The sequence below is a fragment of the Aliiroseovarius pelagivivens genome (assembly GCF_900302485.1).
In the GTDB taxonomy this organism is placed as follows: domain Bacteria; phylum Pseudomonadota; class Alphaproteobacteria; order Rhodobacterales; family Rhodobacteraceae; genus Aliiroseovarius; species Aliiroseovarius pelagivivens.
The window spans coordinates 183,119-201,731 of sequence record NZ_OMOI01000001.1; the positions used below are offsets into that span (position 1 = coordinate 183,119).

General features: G+C 55.9%; 20 protein-coding genes, 1 tRNA gene and 1 pseudogene. 12 read left to right on the forward strand and 10 right to left on the reverse strand.

What is annotated here, in order from left to right; genetic code table 11:
* The first annotated feature begins 19 nt into the window (after window positions 1–19).
* From ALP8811_RS00910 to ALP8811_RS00925, 4 genes are all read left to right on the forward strand, one after another.
* Window positions 20–1,849 carry an ABC transporter ATP-binding protein gene (locus tag ALP8811_RS00910; protein WP_108855323.1) on the forward strand — a complete coding sequence of 610 codons (1,830 nt, stop codon included), beginning with the start codon at window positions 20–22 and terminating at the stop codon, window positions 1,847–1,849.
* A gap of 201 nt (window positions 1,850–2,050) precedes the next feature.
* Window positions 2,051–2,338, forward strand: coding sequence for a 50S ribosomal protein L28 (gene rpmB / locus ALP8811_RS00915; protein WP_108855324.1), 288 nt, complete (start codon window positions 2,051–2,053; stop codon window positions 2,336–2,338).
* Window positions 2,339–2,468: 130 nt separating this feature from the next.
* Complete coding sequence (locus ALP8811_RS00920) at window positions 2,469–2,816, forward strand: hypothetical protein (RefSeq protein ID WP_108855325.1); 348 nt, start codon at window positions 2,469–2,471, stop codon at window positions 2,814–2,816.
* A gap of 51 nt (window positions 2,817–2,867) precedes the next feature.
* Window positions 2,868–3,392 carry a copper chaperone PCu(A)C gene (locus ALP8811_RS00925; protein ID WP_108857367.1) on the forward strand — a complete coding sequence of 175 codons (525 nt, stop codon included), beginning with the start codon at window positions 2,868–2,870 and terminating at the stop codon, window positions 3,390–3,392.
* 129 nt (window positions 3,393–3,521) lie between these two features.
* Here the strand turns inward: ALP8811_RS00925 and ALP8811_RS00930 are convergent.
* A pseudogene (locus ALP8811_RS00930) lies at window positions 3,522–4,210 on the reverse strand (NAD-dependent deacylase).
* Window positions 4,207–4,857, reverse strand: a complete 651-nt coding sequence (locus ALP8811_RS00935; protein ID WP_181363660.1) for a winged helix-turn-helix transcriptional regulator — start codon at window positions 4,855–4,857, stop codon at window positions 4,207–4,209. The pseudogene ALP8811_RS00930 and the gene ALP8811_RS00935 overlap by 4 nt, the downstream one beginning before the upstream one ends.
* 105 nt (window positions 4,858–4,962) lie before the next feature.
* Between ALP8811_RS00935 and ALP8811_RS00940 the strand changes: the two genes are divergently transcribed.
* Together ALP8811_RS00940 and ALP8811_RS00945 are read left to right on the forward strand one after the other, a co-directional pair.
* Window positions 4,963–5,193: a YdeI/OmpD-associated family protein gene (locus tag ALP8811_RS00940; RefSeq protein WP_108855327.1), complete on the forward strand. Its 231-nt coding sequence runs from the start codon at window positions 4,963–4,965 to the stop codon at window positions 5,191–5,193.
* 38 nt (window positions 5,194–5,231) lie between these two features.
* Window positions 5,232–5,684: a low molecular weight protein-tyrosine-phosphatase gene (locus tag ALP8811_RS00945; RefSeq protein WP_108855328.1), complete on the forward strand. Its 453-nt coding sequence runs from the start codon at window positions 5,232–5,234 to the stop codon at window positions 5,682–5,684.
* Here the strand turns inward: ALP8811_RS00945 and ALP8811_RS00950 are convergent.
* Complete coding sequence (locus ALP8811_RS00950; protein WP_108855329.1) at window positions 5,681–5,989, reverse strand: hypothetical protein; 309 nt, start codon at window positions 5,987–5,989, stop codon at window positions 5,681–5,683. The two genes, ALP8811_RS00945 and ALP8811_RS00950, sit on opposite strands and share 4 nt — an antisense overlap.
* A 428-nt stretch (window positions 5,990–6,417) precedes the next feature.
* On the opposite strand from ALP8811_RS00950, the gene lepA reads away from it, so the two are divergent.
* From lepA to ALP8811_RS00980, 6 genes are all read left to right on the forward strand, one after another.
* Entirely contained in the window at window positions 6,418–8,217 is a 1,800-nt protein-coding gene (lepA, locus tag ALP8811_RS00955) for a translation elongation factor 4 (protein WP_108855330.1), read from the forward strand.
* A 251-nt stretch (window positions 8,218–8,468) separates the two neighbouring features.
* Window positions 8,469–9,119 carry an outer membrane protein gene (locus tag ALP8811_RS00960; RefSeq protein ID WP_108855331.1) on the forward strand — a complete coding sequence of 217 codons (651 nt, stop codon included), beginning with the start codon at window positions 8,469–8,471 and terminating at the stop codon, window positions 9,117–9,119.
* A 156-nt stretch (window positions 9,120–9,275) separates the two neighbouring features.
* Window positions 9,276–9,782 carry a PhnA domain-containing protein gene (locus tag ALP8811_RS00965; protein ID WP_108855332.1) on the forward strand — a complete coding sequence of 169 codons (507 nt, stop codon included), beginning with the start codon at window positions 9,276–9,278 and terminating at the stop codon, window positions 9,780–9,782.
* Between the two features lie 46 nt (window positions 9,783–9,828).
* Window positions 9,829–10,023 (forward strand): CTP synthetase, encoded by a 195-nt coding sequence (locus ALP8811_RS00970; RefSeq protein ID WP_108855333.1) that lies wholly within the window; start codon window positions 9,829–9,831, stop codon window positions 10,021–10,023.
* A 75-nt stretch (window positions 10,024–10,098) separates the two neighbouring features.
* A complete protein-coding gene (locus ALP8811_RS00975; RefSeq protein ID WP_108855334.1) occupies window positions 10,099–10,278 on the forward strand; it encodes a CTP synthetase in 180 nt (59 codons plus the stop codon).
* A 55-nt stretch (window positions 10,279–10,333) separates the two neighbouring features.
* Window positions 10,334–10,410, forward strand: a tRNA-Arg gene (locus ALP8811_RS00980).
* A 186-nt stretch (window positions 10,411–10,596) separates the two neighbouring features.
* Here ALP8811_RS00980 and ALP8811_RS00985 read toward each other — a convergent pair.
* The 7 genes from ALP8811_RS00985 to ALP8811_RS01015 form a co-directional block, all read right to left on the reverse strand.
* The gene (locus tag ALP8811_RS00985) at window positions 10,597–10,989 is read right to left on the reverse strand and encodes a hypothetical protein (RefSeq protein ID WP_219928714.1); all 393 of its coding nucleotides are present in this window, start codon (window positions 10,987–10,989) and stop codon (window positions 10,597–10,599) included.
* Window positions 10,986–14,153 (reverse strand): type ISP restriction/modification enzyme, encoded by a 3,168-nt coding sequence (locus ALP8811_RS00990; protein WP_108855335.1) that lies wholly within the window; start codon window positions 14,151–14,153, stop codon window positions 10,986–10,988. The genes ALP8811_RS00985 and ALP8811_RS00990 overlap by 4 nt, the downstream gene beginning before the upstream one ends.
* A 204-nt stretch (window positions 14,154–14,357) precedes the next feature.
* Window positions 14,358–15,602, reverse strand: a complete 1,245-nt coding sequence (locus tag ALP8811_RS00995) for a hypothetical protein (protein WP_146183971.1) — start codon at window positions 15,600–15,602, stop codon at window positions 14,358–14,360.
* Between the two features lie 109 nt (window positions 15,603–15,711).
* Window positions 15,712–15,933, reverse strand: coding sequence for a hypothetical protein (locus ALP8811_RS01000; protein ID WP_108855337.1), 222 nt, complete (start codon window positions 15,931–15,933; stop codon window positions 15,712–15,714).
* 134 nt (window positions 15,934–16,067) lie between these two features.
* The gene (locus ALP8811_RS01005; protein WP_181363661.1) at window positions 16,068–16,298 is read right to left on the reverse strand and encodes a helix-turn-helix transcriptional regulator; all 231 of its coding nucleotides are present in this window, start codon (window positions 16,296–16,298) and stop codon (window positions 16,068–16,070) included.
* 93 nt (window positions 16,299–16,391) lie between these two features.
* Window positions 16,392–16,976, reverse strand: a complete 585-nt coding sequence (locus ALP8811_RS01010) for a hypothetical protein (protein WP_146183972.1) — start codon at window positions 16,974–16,976, stop codon at window positions 16,392–16,394.
* Window positions 16,977–17,207: 231 nt separating this feature from the next.
* Window positions 17,208–18,392 (reverse strand): site-specific integrase, encoded by a 1,185-nt coding sequence (locus tag ALP8811_RS01015; RefSeq protein ID WP_108855339.1) that lies wholly within the window; start codon window positions 18,390–18,392, stop codon window positions 17,208–17,210.
* Window positions 18,393–18,613: the final 221 nt, after the last annotated feature.

The following is an 18,613-nucleotide window of genomic DNA, read 5'->3' on the forward strand; positions in this document are numbered from 1 at the left end:
TTAGCGCACGGAGCGCACCATGTTTCGGTTTTTCGAAAATCTTATCGACCCATTCCGTCCCTCGCCGGATGAAACTCCGCCTGCCACGCTGTGGGCTTATCTGAAAACGCAGTATGACGGTTTCGGAAAACTTATGGCGATCATGGCCGTGTCAGGTGTCATCGTCGCTTTGATCGAGACAAGCCTGATCTTCTATTCGGGTCGTGTGATCGACCTGATGGATGGGACCGATGCACCGGGTTTTTTCCAGTCCCATGGGATCGAGCTGCTGCTCGCGGCCTTGTTCATCCTGTTCTTGCGCCCTGCTGCCATCGGTTTGAACCACCTGCTGCTAGAGCAAACCCTTGTGGGCAACCTGCATGATCAGGTCCGCTGGCGGGCGCATAAGCATCTGCTGGGTCAAAGCATGGGCTTTTTCCAGAATGACTTTGCCGGGAGGTTGTCCAACCGCGTGATGCAACTGGGCGGCGCGGTCGAGGACGGCACCTATATGGCGTTCGAGGGCATCTGGTACGCGCTGACCTATGTCATCGCGGCGGCCCTTATCCTCAGCCAGATTGATCCGCGCTTGGCCGCGCCGCTTCTGATCTGGCTGGTGCTTTACGTGATCTACACCCGCTGGGTCGCGTTGCGCGTGGCGTCCGCATCGGAAAAATGGTCCGACGCGCGGTCGCTTCTGTCGGGGCGGATTGTGGACGCCTATTCCAATATCGAAAGCGTCAAACTGTTCAGTCAGGGCGAAAGCGAAGAGCGCTATGTCCTGTCCGCCCTCAAACGTCACCGCCTGCGGTTCCAGCGCTTCCTGCGCCTGATGACGGAACTGAGCTTCGGTCTGAACGTGCTGAACGGGCTTTTGATCACCGGCGTTCTGGGGACATCCATCTGGTTCTGGACACGTGGCGTTGTCACCGTGGGCGAGGTTGCTGCGGCATCCGCGCTGACCATCCGTCTGAATGGCATGTCCGGCTGGATCATGTGGGTCACCGTGCGCCTTTTCGAGCATGCGGGCGTGATCCGCGAAGGTCTGCGCTCAATCTCGGTCGAGCACGAGGTAACGGATGCTCCAAATGCACCGGCACTGGCCTTGACCAAAGGCGAGATCCAGTTTGACGGGCTGACCCATCACTATGGCAAAGGCTCGGGCGGGTTGGACAACGTAACACTGGCGGTGCATCCCGGCGAAAAAGTCGGGCTGGTCGGGCGCTCGGGCGCGGGCAAGTCCAGCCTTGTGAACCTGCTTCTGCGCTTCCGCGATCCCGAAGGCGGGCGCATTCTGATCGACGGTCAGGATGTGGCGGGCGTCACGCAGGACAGCTTGCGCGCGCAGATCGGTATGGTGACGCAAGACAGCTCGCTTCTGCACCGTTCGGTGCGCGCGAACCTGCTGTACGGTCGCCCGACTGCCACCGAGGCCGAGATGATCGCCGCCGCCGAGCGGGCCGAGGCGCATGACTTCATCCAGACGCTGGAAGACCCGAAGGGGCGCACCGGTTTTGACGCCCATGTGGGCGAGCGCGGCGTGAAACTGTCTGGTGGTCAGCGCCAGCGTGTCGCCATCGCACGCGTCATGCTGAAGAACGCGCCTATTCTGGTGCTGGACGAAGCCACCTCGGCGCTGGACAGCGAGGTCGAGGCCGCCATTCAGAAAACCCTCTATGGCATGATGGAGGGCAAGACCGTGATCGCAATCGCGCACCGCCTGTCCACAATCGCTCAGATGGACCGCATTGTTGTGCTGGATCAGGGCAGGGTGATCGAAGACGGAAGCCATGATGAACTGCTGGCTGCCAAGGGCACCTATGCCGGGCTTTGGGATCGCCAATCCGGCGGTTTCTTGGCGGACGAGTAAGCAATTGCAGCGGGGCAGAAATTTCCTGCCCCGTCGCCCCGCGACTCACTTGACGTCCCCCTCGAAGGCGTCTATTCACCGCGGACGGAATTCGGGGCGCTGCCGTTGCGGCGCCCGTTTGTATTGACCGGCTGGACGTGAGCGGCGCGAGGGCGCGCTGAAATCTCACCAATCTGGCCCGAGAGAGCAAGGATAAGAGCCATGTCGCGTGTTTGCGAACTGACCGGAAAAGGCCCGATGACTGGCAACAATGTCAGCCACGCCAAAAACAGAACCCGCCGCCGGTTTCTGCCAAACCTGAACGACGTGACGCTTCAGTCGGAAGCACTGGGTCGCGCGTTCAAACTGCGCATCTCGGCTGCTGCCCTGCGTTCGGTAGATCACCGTGGTGGTCTGGACGCGTTCCTGGCGAAAGCCAAGAACGACGAACTGTCGGCCAACGCCCTGAAGATCAAGAAAGAAGTCGCGAAAGCTCAGGCAGCCGCCTAAGCCCTGCGCTTTTCTGGATCGACCAGATTTTGAACCGCCCCGGCCCTTGGCTGCGGGCGGTTTTCGCATATTCTGCACCTGTTACACTTTGTCACTTGTTCCCCCTGAAAAAGAGGCATAGCTAAAGGCCATGATCCGTGTGGCATTTGCATATGTTCTGGCCTTTGCGCTGACCATCACCAGCTTTGCGCTGGCCGATGCCCGTGGAGATAACCCAGACATCGGCGGTGCGTTTGAAATGGTTTTGTGTACCGGTACCGGCATGACCACCATCACGCTTGGCCCGGACGGAGAGCCCGTCGAATCGGTGCATCTGTGCCCCGATGGCACGTCGATCTTTGCGGCCTCGTTCGCGCTTCCTGCCATGGATGCGCCTGCTACGCGGCTTGTGGCCCGAACTGTCCCTTCGCAGGTCACGCCGCTTGTTGGGCGCGATGAACTGTCCCCGTCTGCCCGAGGTCCCCCGGCGCTGGTCTGATCCCTTCCATCAAGACCAACCCAAAGACCTAAGGAAAAGACTATGTTCCGTATGAAATCCGTTCTGGCTGCCGGTGCAGCTGCCCTTATCGCAATGCCTGCTTTCGCAGGTGACATCATGATCAATGACGCCTATGCGCGCGCCTCTGGCATGAATGCCATGGCTGGTGCCGCCTTTTTCCAGATCATGAACCACGGCGCTGAAGATGACCGTCTGATCGCAGCAAAATCTGATGCAGCCAAGCGGGTCGAGCTGCACACCCACAAAGATTTGGGTGACGGCGTCATGAAGATGATGGAAGTCGAAGAGGGCTTCCCTGTAGCCGCAGGAAGCATGCATGCGCTGAAGCGCGGTGGAGATCACGTGATGTTCATGGGTCTGAACGGACCCTTCGTCGATGGTGAAGCCGTGACCGTAACGCTGGTATTTGAAAAAGCCGGCGAGATGACCATCGAGATCCCTGTCGACCTGAACCGCAACCCGATGGGGGGCGGCATGCAGCACGGAAAGCCTGAAGACGGAAAAGTGGGCGAAGGTAACGGCGCCATGAACATGGGCGACGACAAGTCGAACTAAGGACTGTCTGTCAGAATTGGGGTGCGGGGCGATATGCGTCCCCAGCCTCGTATCCCTTAAAGGGGTTTCGTCACCCCCGTTGGGCCGTAGCGTATCGCTGCGGCCTTGCCTATTTTCAGGACTGATCGGTTAACCCAACACCTCATCCACCCAAGCGGGGACGATCTCGGTCGCGGGGCCAAAGCGCGCATCATCGAAGATGCCGGCGGTGTCGGACGGTTCCAGATTCAGTTCGAGCGTCGGAATGCCCATGGCACGTGCCTCGCCGACAAACCCGGCTGCGGGATAGACGGTTCCCGAAGTGCCGATGGCGACGAACAGATCTGCCTCGCCCAACGCCGCATAGATCGCGTCCATCTGATACGGCATCTCTCCGAACCAGACGATATCCGGCCGGGTGCGCGGGGCGCTGCAACTGGGGCAGGGGGCTGTCGGAGACATTTCGCGCGGGGCGGTCCAGCGATGGTCACACGCGGCACATAATGCGCCGGCCAGTTCCCCATGCATATGGATCACATCACGTGCACCGCCGCGTTCATGCAGGTCATCCACATTCTGCGTGACCAGCGTGACGAGCCCCTTGTGCTCGGTTTGCAACCGGCCCAAAGCCCCGTGCGCCGCGTTGGGCGCAGCCTCCAGGCAATTGGCGCGGCGGGCGTTGTAGAAGTCATGTACCAGAGTTGGATTGCGGGCAAAGCCTTCGGGCGTCGCCACGTCTTCCAGATCGTATTTCGTCCAAAGCCCGTCGACGTCGCGAAACGTTCCCAACCCGCTTTCGCAGAAATGCCCGCGCCGGTCAGGATCAGGATATGTGTCATTTGAAGCCGCCGTAGATGTCCATTGCCTTTTGCAACAGATCAAGCAAAGCGGCCACTTGCAAGGGATCCTGCGCGGCGATCTCGCCTTGGGCCGCGAAATTGGCGACACGCTGGTTGCCTTGGGCTACGGCCTCAAGATCATGCCATGAGAACCCCAACCGTACGGGTGCCAGAGGCATCGATCCGGCCACCATTGCTGCCCGCCCCTGCGAGACCGTCAGCGAGAACGGCGCATCGTCTAGCCATATCTCGGCCCGCAGCTCGTCCAACGGTCCTGCGGCGCGCTCGATCGCGCCGGCCAGCACGGCGACCCGCGATGATGGGGCGTCGGTCAGGGCCGCATCTTCCGGCACCGGAACATCCCGGCCAAATCGGGCCAGTTCAAACAGAATTCCACGCGTTGCTTGTCCGCGTTCCGTCAGCGCATAGACGCGCCCGGATTTCGACACCAACCCGGCCTCGACCAGTTCCGCCAACCGGGCGGACAACATATTGGTCGCGATCCCCGGCAACCCATCGCGCAGCTTGCCAAAGCCAGACGGGCCGGCATGCAACTCGCGCAGGACAAGCAAAGCCCAGCGGTTTCCTAGCAAGTCGAGGGATAGTGAGATCGGACAGTTCAGAGAATAATGTTTTGCACGCGACATGAGGTGCTTTTGACCCAGTGCAGAAGGGGTCGCAAGAGAGGATATGCACCTTAAGCGAAACAGCGCCCGTTGACCCGAAGTTGTGGTCCAGTGCATCCTTGATGAATGGCCCTGAAACGCCCCATCCAACCGATGCCAGATGACATCGCCGAACGGCTCGAGTCTGAGGGGCTGAGGGCAGCATACGATGTCCGTCCGCCCTATCAACGGAACGATTATCTTGGCTGGATTGCTCGGGCCCAGCGTGCCGGGACACGGCAAAAGCGCATCGATCAGATGTGTCAGGAGCTTATGGGCGGGCGCCTCTATATGAAAATGGTCTGGCGCGATGGCTAGCGGGTGACAGCCCGTATCCACGCCGCTACAACCACCCCATGATCACACGTGTTCTCTTCGTCTGCCTTGGAAATATCTGCCGCTCTCCCAGTGCCGAGGGCGTCTTTCGCGCGCTTGCCGGGCAGGCTGGACTGACTGTAGAGACTGACAGTGCCGGCACCTCGGATTGGCACGTGGGTGATGCGCCCTATGCGCCGATGCAATCCGCTGCCAAGTCGCGGGGGTTCGACCTGTCCGACCTGCGTGCCCGTCAGTTCACGGCCCGCGATTTTGAAGAATTCGACCTGATCATCGGCATGGATGACAGCAACATCGACAATATCGAGCGTCTACGGCCAAGCGGGTCGCAAACCCCCGTCCAGCTTTTTACCGATTTCGCACCCGAGACCGGCATGGATCATGTGCCAGATCCCTATTACACGCGCGATTTCGACCAGACACTTGATCTGGTTCAAACCGCGTCACTGGGGTTGATTAAACAGCTGTCTTAACCGCAGTGTTTTGACACCAACGCCCCGAACTTCTTGTATTTTTGCCAAAATGCCTCGTCCGTGCGGCTATCGGATTGGCGCGTCGATTGGCTTTTGTGCGGGTCGTTGAAAAACTTGGCAACCTTGGTGCGTTCCCCGCCTGTCAGCGTCGCATTAGCGACCTTCTGAATGCAGCTGCACAGGTTGCGCGTGGCATTGGGGCGATCCGCCTTCAGGCACGCGCGTTCGATCGTTCCGCCAGCCAAAGCCGACTGCCCGGGCAATAGCGCCGCTGCCAAAGTCGCTGCAAGAACAACTCGTTTCATTCCATCACCTTACAAATCTGCCTGTTCGGGTCTTTTGCCCGGTTCTGACATCAGCATATCGCGCTTAACACAAGGTTTCAATTTGGTTGGTGGTCACATTTGCGAAATGGGCGTGTTGTGGTGCGGCGCATGATTGCGGGATGCGCGTTCCCGGATGTGAACACTTCTGGTTCCCAGCACTTCGCGCCGATCGCTGCTTAGGCGGGGTTCTAGCGGTTCGGTTTTCCAGGGAAAGATCAGGCCGAACACGGTCCCAAGCCATTGGGATGGCCATCTTCTTCATCCCATATTCGTCAAGAAGCGCCTGCCCGTGCTCTGCATACGGTTTCGCAGTCTTGTAAGGGTGCAATGCATATCTACCAGCGAAGCCCAGTACAAATGCACTGTGTCGCTTGACTGCCCCGCGTTTCCCTTTAATACGCTGAGCTATGACCGACCTGAAAAACATCCGCAATTTCTCGATCGTGGCGCATATTGACCACGGAAAATCCACGTTGGCTGATCGTCTCATCCAAGAGACGAACACCGTTGCCGACCGGGACATGAAAGAGCAGATGCTCGACAGCATGGACATCGAGCGCGAGCGCGGGATTACCATCAAGGCCAACACCGTGCGGATCGAGTATTCCGCGGACAATGGCGAGGAATATATCCTCAACCTGATCGACACCCCCGGCCACGTCGACTTCGCCTATGAAGTCAGCCGCTCGATGCGGGCCGTCGAGGGATCTTTGCTGGTTGTCGACTCGACCCAAGGGGTCGAAGCGCAGACGCTGGCCAACGTGTATCAGGCCATCGATGCCGACCACGAGATTGTGCCGATCCTAAACAAGATTGACTTGCCCGCGTCCGATTGTGACCGTGTGGCGGAACAGATCGAGGACGTCATCGGCATCGACGCCAGCGGTGCCATTCAAGTGTCCGCCAAGACAGGTCAGGGCATCCACGAAACGCTGGAAGCCATCGTGAACGAGCTGCCCGCCCCGCAAGGCGACCCCGATGCGCCGCTGAAAGCGATGCTGGTGGACAGCTGGTATGACGCCTACCTTGGCGTGATCGTTCTGATCCGCGTGATCGACGGAAAGCTGAAAAAGGGCGAGCGTATTCGCATGCTCTCGACCAACGCCGTTTATCCCGTCGACCGCGTCGGCGTCTTCACGCCCGAGATGAAGCCAATTGACGTGCTGGGTCCAGGCGAGATCGGCTTCCTGACCGCCTCGATTAAACAGGTGCGCGACACACGTGTGGGCGACACGATTACGCATGAGAAAAAGGGCACGACTGATGCGCTGGACGGCTTCAAACCTGCCCAGCCCGTGGTGTTCTGTGGTCTTTTCCCGGTGGATTCAGCCGAGTTCGAAGACCTGCGCGACTCGATCGAAAAGCTCGCTCTGAACGACGCGTCGTTCAGCTATGAGATGGAGACCTCTGCCGCACTGGGCTTTGGCTTCCGCTGCGGCTTCCTTGGTCTTCTGCACCTCGAAGTCATTCGCGACCGGATCGAACGTGAATACAACATCGAGCTGATCACCACCGCGCCGTCGGTGATCTATCACGTCTATATGAAAGACGGATCGATGATCGAGCTGCACAACCCCGCCGATATGCCCGACCTGTCGACCGTCGACCACATGGAAGAGCCGCGCATCAAGGCGACGATCCTTGTGCCGGACGAATACCTGGGCGACGTGCTTAAGCTGTGCCAAGACCGCCGGGGTATCCAGCTGGACCTGACCTATGCAGGGTCGCGCGCCATGGCGGTCTATGACCTGCCGCTGAATGAAGTTGTGTTCGACTTCTATGATCGCCTGAAATCGGTAACAAAGGGTTACGCGTCGTTTGACTATCAGATGGAGGGCTATCGCGAGGATAACCTTGTGAAGATGTCCGTCCTTGTGAATGACGAACCCGTCGACGCGCTGTCCACCATGGTTCACCGCGACCGCGCTGAACTACGGGGCCGGGCAATGTGCGAAAAGCTGAAAGACCTGATCCCGCGCCACATGTTCAAAATCCCGATCCAAGCCGCGATTGGCGGCAAAGTCATCGCGCGCGAGACTCTGTCTGCATTGCGCAAAGACGTGACCGCGAAATGCTACGGCGGCGACGCGACCCGGAAGAAGAAGCTGCTGGAGAAGCAGAAGAAGGGTAAGAAGAAGATGCGCCAGTTCGGCAGGGTGGATATCCCGCAGGAAGCGTTTATTAGCGCGCTGAAGATGGACGACTAAAGTGAAACAGGCCGCGAGAGCGGCCTTTTTTATTGGTTGAAGCATAAACTGCTGCCATGTGCGGTCTGGTTGCCGAAATCGCCCAGTTGATCCTTGAATGTTCCGGAGGTGTTGCTGGCAAGACGCGGCGACTGTGCCACAAATGCAGCACTCTCGTTTTAGTCGGTGCGGAGGTGAAATTCATATACTTCCGCGCGTTAACTATACTTATGGGTAAAAGCATGTTGCTTTGAATACTAGAGGTATAAACTATGCAGGCTACACGTGAAATTCGTCCGTCCAAGAAAGCTACCATTGCTGGCGCTGCAATTCTGACTTCGCTCGCGCTCTCGGCTTCGGCAGCCCTCGCCGATGATCTGAGCGGTTCCTATATTGGCCTGTCGATCGCATCTACCTCAAGCACCGCATATGATATCTCGTACGGAGATGAAGGCGACGGCGCGTTTGACATGAATGGCGCACGTCTTGGGCTGGTGTTGGGTCGCAACTGGCAGACGAACAACGTGGTTTACGGTGGTGAGCTGGAAATTGGTTTCGGCAATGCAAGCGGTACCGACAACGCCTATATGCTTCCGCTGAACGAGAAAACCAGCCTTTCCCTGCGTCTGCGCGCGGGTCTGCAGCTTGACAAGATTCTGCCGTTTGTTTCGATGGGGTATACCGCCACTGCGCTTGACGCATCGCATGATCCCTCTGGCTTCGAGGTGGCATCAGCGTCGGTGTCGGGTTTGTCCTACGGGATTGGCGCCGAGTATCAGGTATCCGATACGGGTTCGGTGCGTTTCATGGTTGAGAAAATCAACTATTCTGATGATGAGTTCGGGTTCTTTGACGGATCTGACGTTCATGAGATTTCGTACGAGACCACTTCGATCAGCCTTGGCTTCATCCAACGCTTCTAAGCATGTGGATTGGGGGCTTGTTCAGAGCCCCTGACGTGATTTGGCTTTCCCCTTTTATCTGGGGGAAGCCGCATAGGCGTTCAAACGGACTTGCCTATGCATCTGTTCCGGGTATTGCTTCGCACAAGCCGCCTTATCCAACCCCGGAGCCCCAACATGACCTGCCCCCTCTGCGCCTCAGACGCCCCGCTTGCCGCCTTCCCCGTTCCCGGCGGACCCGCTGCCGCTTCGGCCGAAATCTGCGCCACCTGTGCCGCTCAGATCGACGGCACGCCCGAGGAAAACCACTGGCGCGGGCTTGCGTCCTCGATGTGGTCCGAGGATGTGGCGGTTCAGGTGTTGTCGGTTCGGATGTTGAAGCGGCTTGATGCGGCTTGGGCGCGGGATTTGCTGGATCAGGTCTATCTGGACGAAGACACGCAGACGTGGGTCGACAATGTCGCCGCGACCTCGCAGCACAAGGACAGCAACGGGGTCACCCTGAATGCGGGGGACAACGTGGTGCTGATCAAGGATCTGCCCGTGAAGGGTGCTGGCTTCACGGCGAAGCGCGGCACGGCGGTGCGCGGGATTAGCCTTGTGGCGGACAACCCCGAGCATATCGAGGGCCGCGTGGAAGGGCAGCGCATTGTCATTCTGACGCAGTTTGTGAAGAAGAAGTAGGCAGCGCGGGCCCTGTGGGCTATGCCGCCCGCAAAAGGAGCCCCCCATGCGCGCACCGCTTTGGAAAATCGTCGCCACGTTTTATGGCATCATCGGGTCGACCGTCGCGTCGGTTCTGGTGGTAATTGCACTTGTAAACGGCGTGTCGGGACTGTGGCCCTTGCTGGGCGCAGCGGCCCTAGGTTTCGCGATTGGACTGCCGGTGAGTTACTATGTCGCGCGTGCGATGGCAGGCGATTGATCCGGATCAAAGCGTTGGCCTTGGTCGGCTCCGTATGGCTGAACGGTATATTGCATCTAATATAAGGAACTCACGATGCTCCGCTTAGCTCTAGTCCTGTATGCCATCATTGGCACATCCCTTGCAGGTATCTTCATGATCGCCGCCCTGACGATGGGAATGGACACCGCACAGCCGATTATTTGGGCCGCAGGTGCCGGGTTTGCTGTTGGTCTTCCGGTCTCTTGGCTGATTGCAAAGCAGATCGACGCCTGAACCAAAGATTTCAGGTTGAAACAGGACCGCAGGCGGGGGTAATGCTCTGACCAGCGGTCCCTTAGCTCAACTGGATAGAGCAGCTGACTTCTAATCAGCAGGTTGAGGGTTCGAGTCCTTCAGGGATCGCCAATATATCGTTTAAAAACAAATGCTTGCTGCGTATTCACTTCGGGCGGTGTCGGCTGGAGAATTTACCGGAAGCAATACGGAAGCAATATGCGCGATGTTGTAAGCCAGCTACAGTCAAGCGTGATAGGAATCATTTGCCTGATGAAAATGCTTTGCGACGGACGGAAGCCGCGAAAACTTGTCTGATCAATCCAGCGAGTATGCGCAGGATTGTGCGTCTGAAATCGAACTGGCGTACCGAATGCAATCGGCGACTTCTTCCATTGTGTTCTTCTGCCGGTTTGCCCGCGCAAGTAGGTCGTTGTAATCGTCCACCAGTTCGTTGTGCTTTTGCAGAAGATCTTCGTATTCGTCAGCGCAGTCGGTCAGGTTCGATTTGCAGGTGAAGCCTTCATAATTACATTGGTAGGGTTCAAAGCAGGCGGCATCGCTATCAACGCACTTCCCGCGCGATGAACAGACTTTGTCGCCATAGTCCAAGCAAGCGGGCTGCGTGCCATAAGGACAGGAGAAGTTCTGTGCGGCAAGCATGCCCGGCAAGAATGCCAGCGTGGCGGTTAGAAGGAATTGGCGGATCATTCAGAACTGCCCAGATTCATGGTGATGGTTTTCATGATCCGGTCCGTTTCCGACAGGATTTTCAGGATCGATTGATAGTGGCGAAGGTCGTCAAAATTCAGGGCGCGCCCTTTGCGGTCTTTCAACCATTTCTGCGCAGGCTGATAACCACCGATGTAGAAGCCCCATGAGACTTCAGGCGCGGCGTCAAAATATTGGGTCTTGTTGATCCAGATCTTTCCGTCCTTGAAAGCTGGCTTGTCGACCACATTGTCACCTTCCCCCATGTAGGGATAGGGCGTGTCACCGATTGAGGCGGGATCCATCAAATGCAGTGTGCGTAGCGCTTGGCCTTTTTCAGAAACATCCCAGAATTCATCCGGACTGCTAGGCCACGGAATGCGGGGAAAGTCGATCTTTAGGAACTCGGCGTAGGTTTCCCGATAGATGGGACAATGCAGGACGCCATAGATATAATCGAAGGTCTGCACCTCGTCCGGGATGCCGTGGGTAGGATGCTTTGCCAGTTTCTTGAGCTTATTCCAGAGCTTCTCATCAAAGTTCACCCGCCGCGTTTGGTCGAGGTCTTGTTCGTCGGGGTATAGGAAAAGTGGAGAAGCTTGCGAAATCCCTTTATTGCTGAACACACCACGATTGTCGAAAATTGTATCTGACAAGAGCACATTGATCGGCGGACCGTTACCTGAGATCGTTTGCCGCGAATAGATCAGAGCCACATTAGGCAATAGCAACTGACGCATCACACTATGGCGTGGGTAGCAAAGGAAACCACGTGAATTCCCTGTGTAGAATGTCCATCTTTTGTCAAACGGGCGATATGCAATTTGGACAATCCTATCAGACGACAAGTCTTGATTTACATCCTCCTGAGCCCAAGTCACCTGCCAGTCACGTACATCTTTGCCAAGCGCATATTTTGTGCGGGCTTCCTCTGGATCCATGGCTGCGAAGTTTTCTACACGTTGCCATAATACTTCTTTGCTTTCATCGATTGTCAGTTTGTCGCGCGCGGTGACGATTCCAACTGAGTTGACGGGCATAAAGTCATTGACTGCAAAACCACATTCATAGTCAGCCTGTGCCGCATAATCGCGCCGTACAAATGGGTGTTGAGGTGCGGGAGTTTCTAATGGGGCAAATATGGTCGACGAGAAGCTAGCGGCCTCCAGCTTCTCGTATTTCGCCTTTCTGGTCCCCCACAAATCACCGTGCATGACCTTGGCCAACGCTCCGCCGCCGTCCTTCTTTTTTACACCGATGATGATCGACACACCTTGTTGGATGTCAAAGACGTTCTTGTCAGGCTTGCCCTCAGGGGTGACCTCTTTCTTCTTTGCGTTTCCGTGCAAATCGAGCACCCAAATTTTGTCAAAGGTGTCCAGCAGATGCCAGCGCATCCCACGGAAAGTCGGATTGTCCAAATACCCGTGATTGGTGATGAAACCCAAAACGCCCTCACCGTTCTTCTCAATCAAGTGCGACGACATGCGAATGAACTTCACATATAGATCATTTAGCCATTTGGGATTGCGCTCTTTCAGCCTTTCGACCCCACCTGGTTCCTTTTTATAGTCGTCCATCAAGTCGCCGATCCAACCTTCGGATGCACCACCCTCGCCGAGATACGGCGGATTCCCTATCACGCACATGATGGGCATATCGCGTTTGATTGTATTCGCGCCCTTGGCTTCGCGGCTCAACCACTGTGTGAAGGGCAAGGTTTGATTGGCGGGTTCCCCCTCTTCCAGCGAGTTGGTCAGATAGACACCTAGTCGCGGCGGTGTAGCGGTTGGTTTGTAGCCTAGTTCCGTCAAAATCATGTCGAGCTTCATGTGGCACATGGCATACGAGGCCATTAGAAGCTCAAACCCGTGCAAGCGAGGTATTAGGTCATTTTCGATGTATTGTGACCACATACCGGGTGCGACATCTTGGATTTTTGGCGCGATTTGTTTGATCACTTCAGCTAAGAAGGTGCCTGTGCCAGTAGCAGGATCGAGTATTTGAACACGGTGAATTTCCCGCTGTTCTGTTTGGTTCTTTCCGTCTTTGGTAAATTTACCCCTTTTTGTAAGTTTGCGCTGCCCTGTATCCAATTCGATTGTGACTTTCGAGGTGTCGGCAAGCCCTTGAGGCAATCCAAACTCTGTTTGCAAAACCTCGTCCACCGCACGAACGACGAAATTCACAACGGGTTCTGGCGTGTACCAGACGCCACGCGCTTTTCGCTTGGCGGGATTGTATGCGGCCAAGAATGTTTCATAGAAATGCAGGAAGGGGTCATTCTGGCCTGTCAACTTGCCAAAACCCTCCATCAGCTTGGCAACGTCACAAGCGCGGAACACACGGGCAAGATCGTCGATAATCCATGCAATGCGGTCGTCTAGGTCATACCCAGCCACATAGGTGAAGAGCGAGCGTAGGAAGGGGTTGGACTTGGGCAAAAGCTCCAGCGCTTCCTGACGACTGAACGTATCCAAGGTCGTGTCATGCAGGCGAGCGGCGAACATGCCGTAGGCGATGGTCTCGGCATAGATGTCCGCGAAGTCGTCGGGTGTAATGTCGTGGATCAGGTTCTCTTTGAACGCTTCATATTGATTGCTTAGTTCACTACGCATTTCCGCGTCATCGCGCAGCGTTTTGCCCAGCACGTCTTTGATCAGGTTGGCCTTGCCTGCCATGCGTTCGGCAAGTTCTTTAGGTGACGTGATGGTTTGCGGGCGCTGAGCTATGAAATTCCTCAGAAGGTTTTCAAGGCGCTCGAACTGATCAGGCTTCGGCTGGATGCCCATCAAAAGATCAGCGATTGAAACCGAGGCGACCAAATCGCCGTCTTGGTAGAAATCCCAGTCTAGGCAATTCGAATAGATCAAGTTCGGCAAAGCTGCCCGATAGCGGATTTGTTGCGCTTTGTTCGCATCCTTCATCCCCTGAAGCCCGATATGAAGATCTTTGGCCTCTAAGTGGCCAATGACGATATCGCCTTCCTGAACGATAAAATCGGGCGCGCCACATTTCACGCGTTTTGGTTCGTTGAGAGCGGTGATATTGTCACCGAGTTCCGCAAAAAGAGCTTCAAAAGCTGATCGGTAAGAGTGCTCGGTCGCGTTGCCAGTTTGGTGAACCTGAATGACTTTGGTCAGAAAATTTTCAATACAGCTCATTTTACCCCTCAAATAGCTCGTGAGCTATTCAACCGTTGTTTGAATTTACTTAAAGCAGGATGTTGCTCCGTGTGCAATTTCAATTGGTGCCCAACGGCTTAACCACGAAGAAACGCCCTACGTATACGTTACGTAGGGCGCGCGCTTTAGTTAGGTAATTAGATACCTACGTAGCGTACGTATACGCTACGTAGGATACGTACCCTACCTACGTAGGAACACATACCGATCTTTGGCATCCTGAAGCTGCTTGGCGGACCGCTCTGGATCATCTTTCACTGCCATGGTCATGCGCTCTGTGATGCTGCTGAATGCAGAAGGCAATTCCTCATGCTCCCAGCCTTCCAAAGCGGCCATTGTGATGAAGGTTCCCAAGGTCTGCTTTAGTAAGCTCGCAATGTGTTCCTCTCGGTGCACTTCCTTCATCGGGTTCGGGTCGGCCCCACTACGCATCTCGATCAAGTCGTCATTCATCTCAGCGCAGACCACATCCCAAAGCGGATGGTTCGGCCAGCGCGCGCGGTTGGTATCGTTGGTGTCGGGTTCAGTGTATCGGATACGCTCGCCAGAGGACCGACAGAGGTCTCCGAACTGGTCAAAGAACTGCTCCCATGTGCGGATGCCCCAAGTGTCTTTCAGGAGGCTCTTTCCCGCCCGGAACTCGACACGCCAGACTTGGTTCTGGGCGGCTTGGGTTTTGTCTGGCGTCAGAGGGCCGGGAACGCGGCCCCTACGTATCGTATAGGGGGCGTTGGTGTTTCCAACCCCACCACGTAGCGTATGGTTCCAGATGTCCCACCAATGGTGCTTGCCGTGGGCGATCACCTCGGACCGTTTGTTGTAGATGATCACCTGACGGTTGGCGATGCTGCCAGACGTGATGGACGACACCCAACCGGATTTGCCATGCACGGCCACATCCTCATAGGTGATGTTGTCGCGACGACCGGCGGCGCTGTGGGCGATCAGGTTGTTTGGGTCCAGCACCAGACCATTCACCAGCACATCGACGCAGAAGTCGGCACGAGAGATGCTTACGTCCTCCGGTCTATAGCGCACCCCAAAGGCATCTAGAACGCGCTCACAATGGGACTTGGCTGCTCCTAGACCATAGATGGACATGAAGAACGACCCAAACGACAGGCGGATGCCCCATTTGTCCCGTGAGTTGGGTTTCTTGATTGACCAATTCGCGCCTTCAGGGCCACCGTCCAGCAAGAAGCGATAGCCTTTGCCGCCGTATGGCTTCAGCAAGAACTGCGCTCCGCCATAGGTGATCAGAACGTCCTTCTGCTCTTCCTCGGCAGTCGCTTTCTGCGCTTCCAAGTATTCAAACAGTTCCGGGCCGATATTGGCCTGAATAGACAGGGCCAGAGTGTCAAAGCCCCGATGCAACACGGTGTAGTCTTCCGGGGTCTCTGTATTTCCAGAGGGGGGTGCTACTATCACCCCCCTCTTGGGGCGCGTGCCCTTCGACTGGTTGGTTTCGCTGCGCCCTTTGGAGCCTCCGGCGGGGTAGCTGTTGTTTTGGGGCCGGACTGTGCGTCCGGCTTTCGCTTCACTTGGCTGCATTGATCTGCCTCCCAATCCAAATCTCTGCCCGCTCAAGGCATTTGGCGGCATTCAGCAGGTCGGAATGCGCAAGGCTGTTGGTGTTCTGCCATTGCCCGTCTGCATTCTTGTAAGAGCGGGTCAGGTCGATGGAATAGAACCCATCATTGGCCCAAATGGTTGCGGTGATCAGGCCCAGTCTGAGTTTGTGGGCGGGTTGGTTGCTCATGTGGCAATCTCCTTTGAATGATGGCAGCGGATACAGAAAGGGCGTGAGGTGCGTTTACCCCACGCCCTTGGAAGAGCCGTCCGGCCCCAAAATCCCCACAACCGCTACCAACTGTTGCGGGGCAAAACTGGTTGTTAGATGTTCGGTGCTTGCGACGTGTTCGCGACACGGCGCTGATTGATCCACTCCATCACGTCGCCATAGGTATAGCGGACAGAGCGCGCCGAGATTTTGATGAACTTCGGACCGCCACCGCGATAACGCCAGTTCTGAAGCGCACGGACCGAATAGCAGAGCAAATCTGCCGCCTCGGTTTCGTCCATCAGGCGGTTGGGATCGTTGGGTTTGAGTTGGTGTTGCTGCATTTATCTTACCTCACGTTGGTTGGCGTCTGGTTCGTGAGGTCAGGTTAATCTGGCGAAACTAGTCAGTGATATGACTATAAATTCCAGCAGACTTTATAGTTTTTGGTTTTCCTTCAAGTCTTTGTAAATAGGGGAAAATACCTTCCGAATGGCTTCGTCGCCCACATTTGTTTTGGTGAGTTTATGGGTGTTTGCATACGCCGCATAGCGAACTCGGACGGCATCATAGTGCGACCTCATAGATTGTGTCGGATCAATCAAATCAGCATTCGCCATCTCCTGAACACATGCGCGCAGGTGATGTTCAATAGCAGGGCGCCCAGATTTTGCTTCTTGAGGGAGGTATTTTGCTTCGATTTCCGCTGCAATTTTTGGGGATATCAGACGAACCTCAACAAAACAGAGTCCACCAGTTTTGATCTGTGATCTGGCCCAATCAATGTGACCGCTCCAAACGGACGGAGGCAACTCAACCGGTGTGTGCTCAAGTTTTCTGGGCGTTTCAAAAGCAAATGCCCTTAGCGCCCCGCTTTCGCACCCTTTCACAAGATTAGATTTCATTCTGGATGATATCTCAGACCGCAATCCAAGAATACGGCTGGGTCCAGCGAATAGTTCTGTCATCGCTTCAATTCCGGATTTCCCACTTTCTTGAATGCTGTCGGCGGCATGTTTCATGGCCTCCGTGGCTGACTCGGAGCACGCAGCATCATAGGATGCTCTTATATTTGGGTGAGCAAACCGATACGGAGCATTTGCCAATGCAATGCTACGCTTCCAAAGCTGTATTAGCTGTTCATTCGTCAACTGGTGCATTCGGTTTCCTCATCATTGCTATCTAGCTAAGTACAAAGACAATTTTCTACGTAACGTATAGGTAGAGCGATTGTTGCATTCAAATGCGTTTATCTAGCGCACTACCCGCAATCCCGGCCTGCCCATATTTCGTTGACCCATCGCACCAGCAACACGGCTCGCCACAGACCCCGCCGCACGCTGCACAGCATCGTCGGCTAAATGCGCGTATCGCAATGTCGTGGTCAGGTTCTTGTGGCCTAGAATTTCTTTAAGAGTGAACGGGTCAATGCCATCCTGCATAGCCACGGACGCATAGGTGTGGCGCAGGTCGTGAATGCGTACATCTTCCAGACCGGCACGTTCGCGAATGCGCCGCCATGGCCGTTCAAGGTCAGTGATATGGCCGTCTTCGGTGATCCCTAATATTACATAGGGGTTCCCATCGCGCCGCGGCAACGATGTGATGATATCGTAAGCTTCGCGCGGCAGAGGGATGCGTCGCCGCCCGGTCTTGCTATCTGGCAGGTCCAGATGGGTGTAGTGCACATATTCCCATTTCAGGGTTTGGATTTCATTGCGGCGGCATCCGGTCAGCATGAGCAACAAGAAGGCGGACACGACATGTTCGGTTTCGGTTCCATCTTCCAAGACCTCTTGCAGCACTTGCCCCAAGCGGAATTGTTCTTGGTCGGTGAGATAGCGCTTCTTCTCTTCTTCCCGATATTTCTTGATCCGGCGGGTCGGGTTCGCGCCTTCCCCTCTCAGTCCCCAATCCTCCGCGACATTGAACATCTTTGAAATGACCATCAGCGTACGGTTCGCATGGTAGGGGGTATCGCGCATATCAAAATGCAGCGCAGCTACATCCGAGCGTTTTACATCATTGATCAGGAAAACGCCCAGTTTCGGTTTCACATGATTGCGAATAATCGTGCTGTAGGAGCGGTAGGTGGTCGGTTTGCAGTGCTGGGCCACATATTCCTCTAGGAAGCGGTCACAGAGCGCTGAGACGGTCGGGGCGCGGCGTTTGGTCTGAATGTCGGCGGATGGATCTTCCCCGCGTGCGACGTCGCCTAGGCGCTGCTTGGCGAGCTTGCGGGCTTCGTCTGTTGTCAGCGGACCATGTTGGCCCAGCGTTAGGCGTCGGGTTCGCTTGCCCGCGCGGTATTGGACGACATAAGTGCGCTTGCCCGTGCCATAGACACGGACGCCAAATCCTTTCACATCGCAATCCCAAACGATGTAGTCGCCGGGTTTGACTTCCAATCCTTCTACCGACCGTTTTGTTAATCGCATATCGCATCCTCGGTTTGAGTGACGCCAGAAATCCGGAAGCTATACGGAAGCAATTGGCGTCGAAACTTGGCGTTATTCATGGAAGTGGAGCGCGGCGTTGGTCAACGTAAATCGTTGTTATAATATCATTTTTGTCCGTGTGGCGAAAATTGGAGAAATGCAGAGAAACCGTCTGGAGCGAGCTTCTAATCAGCAGGTTGAGGGTTCGAGTCCTTCAGGGA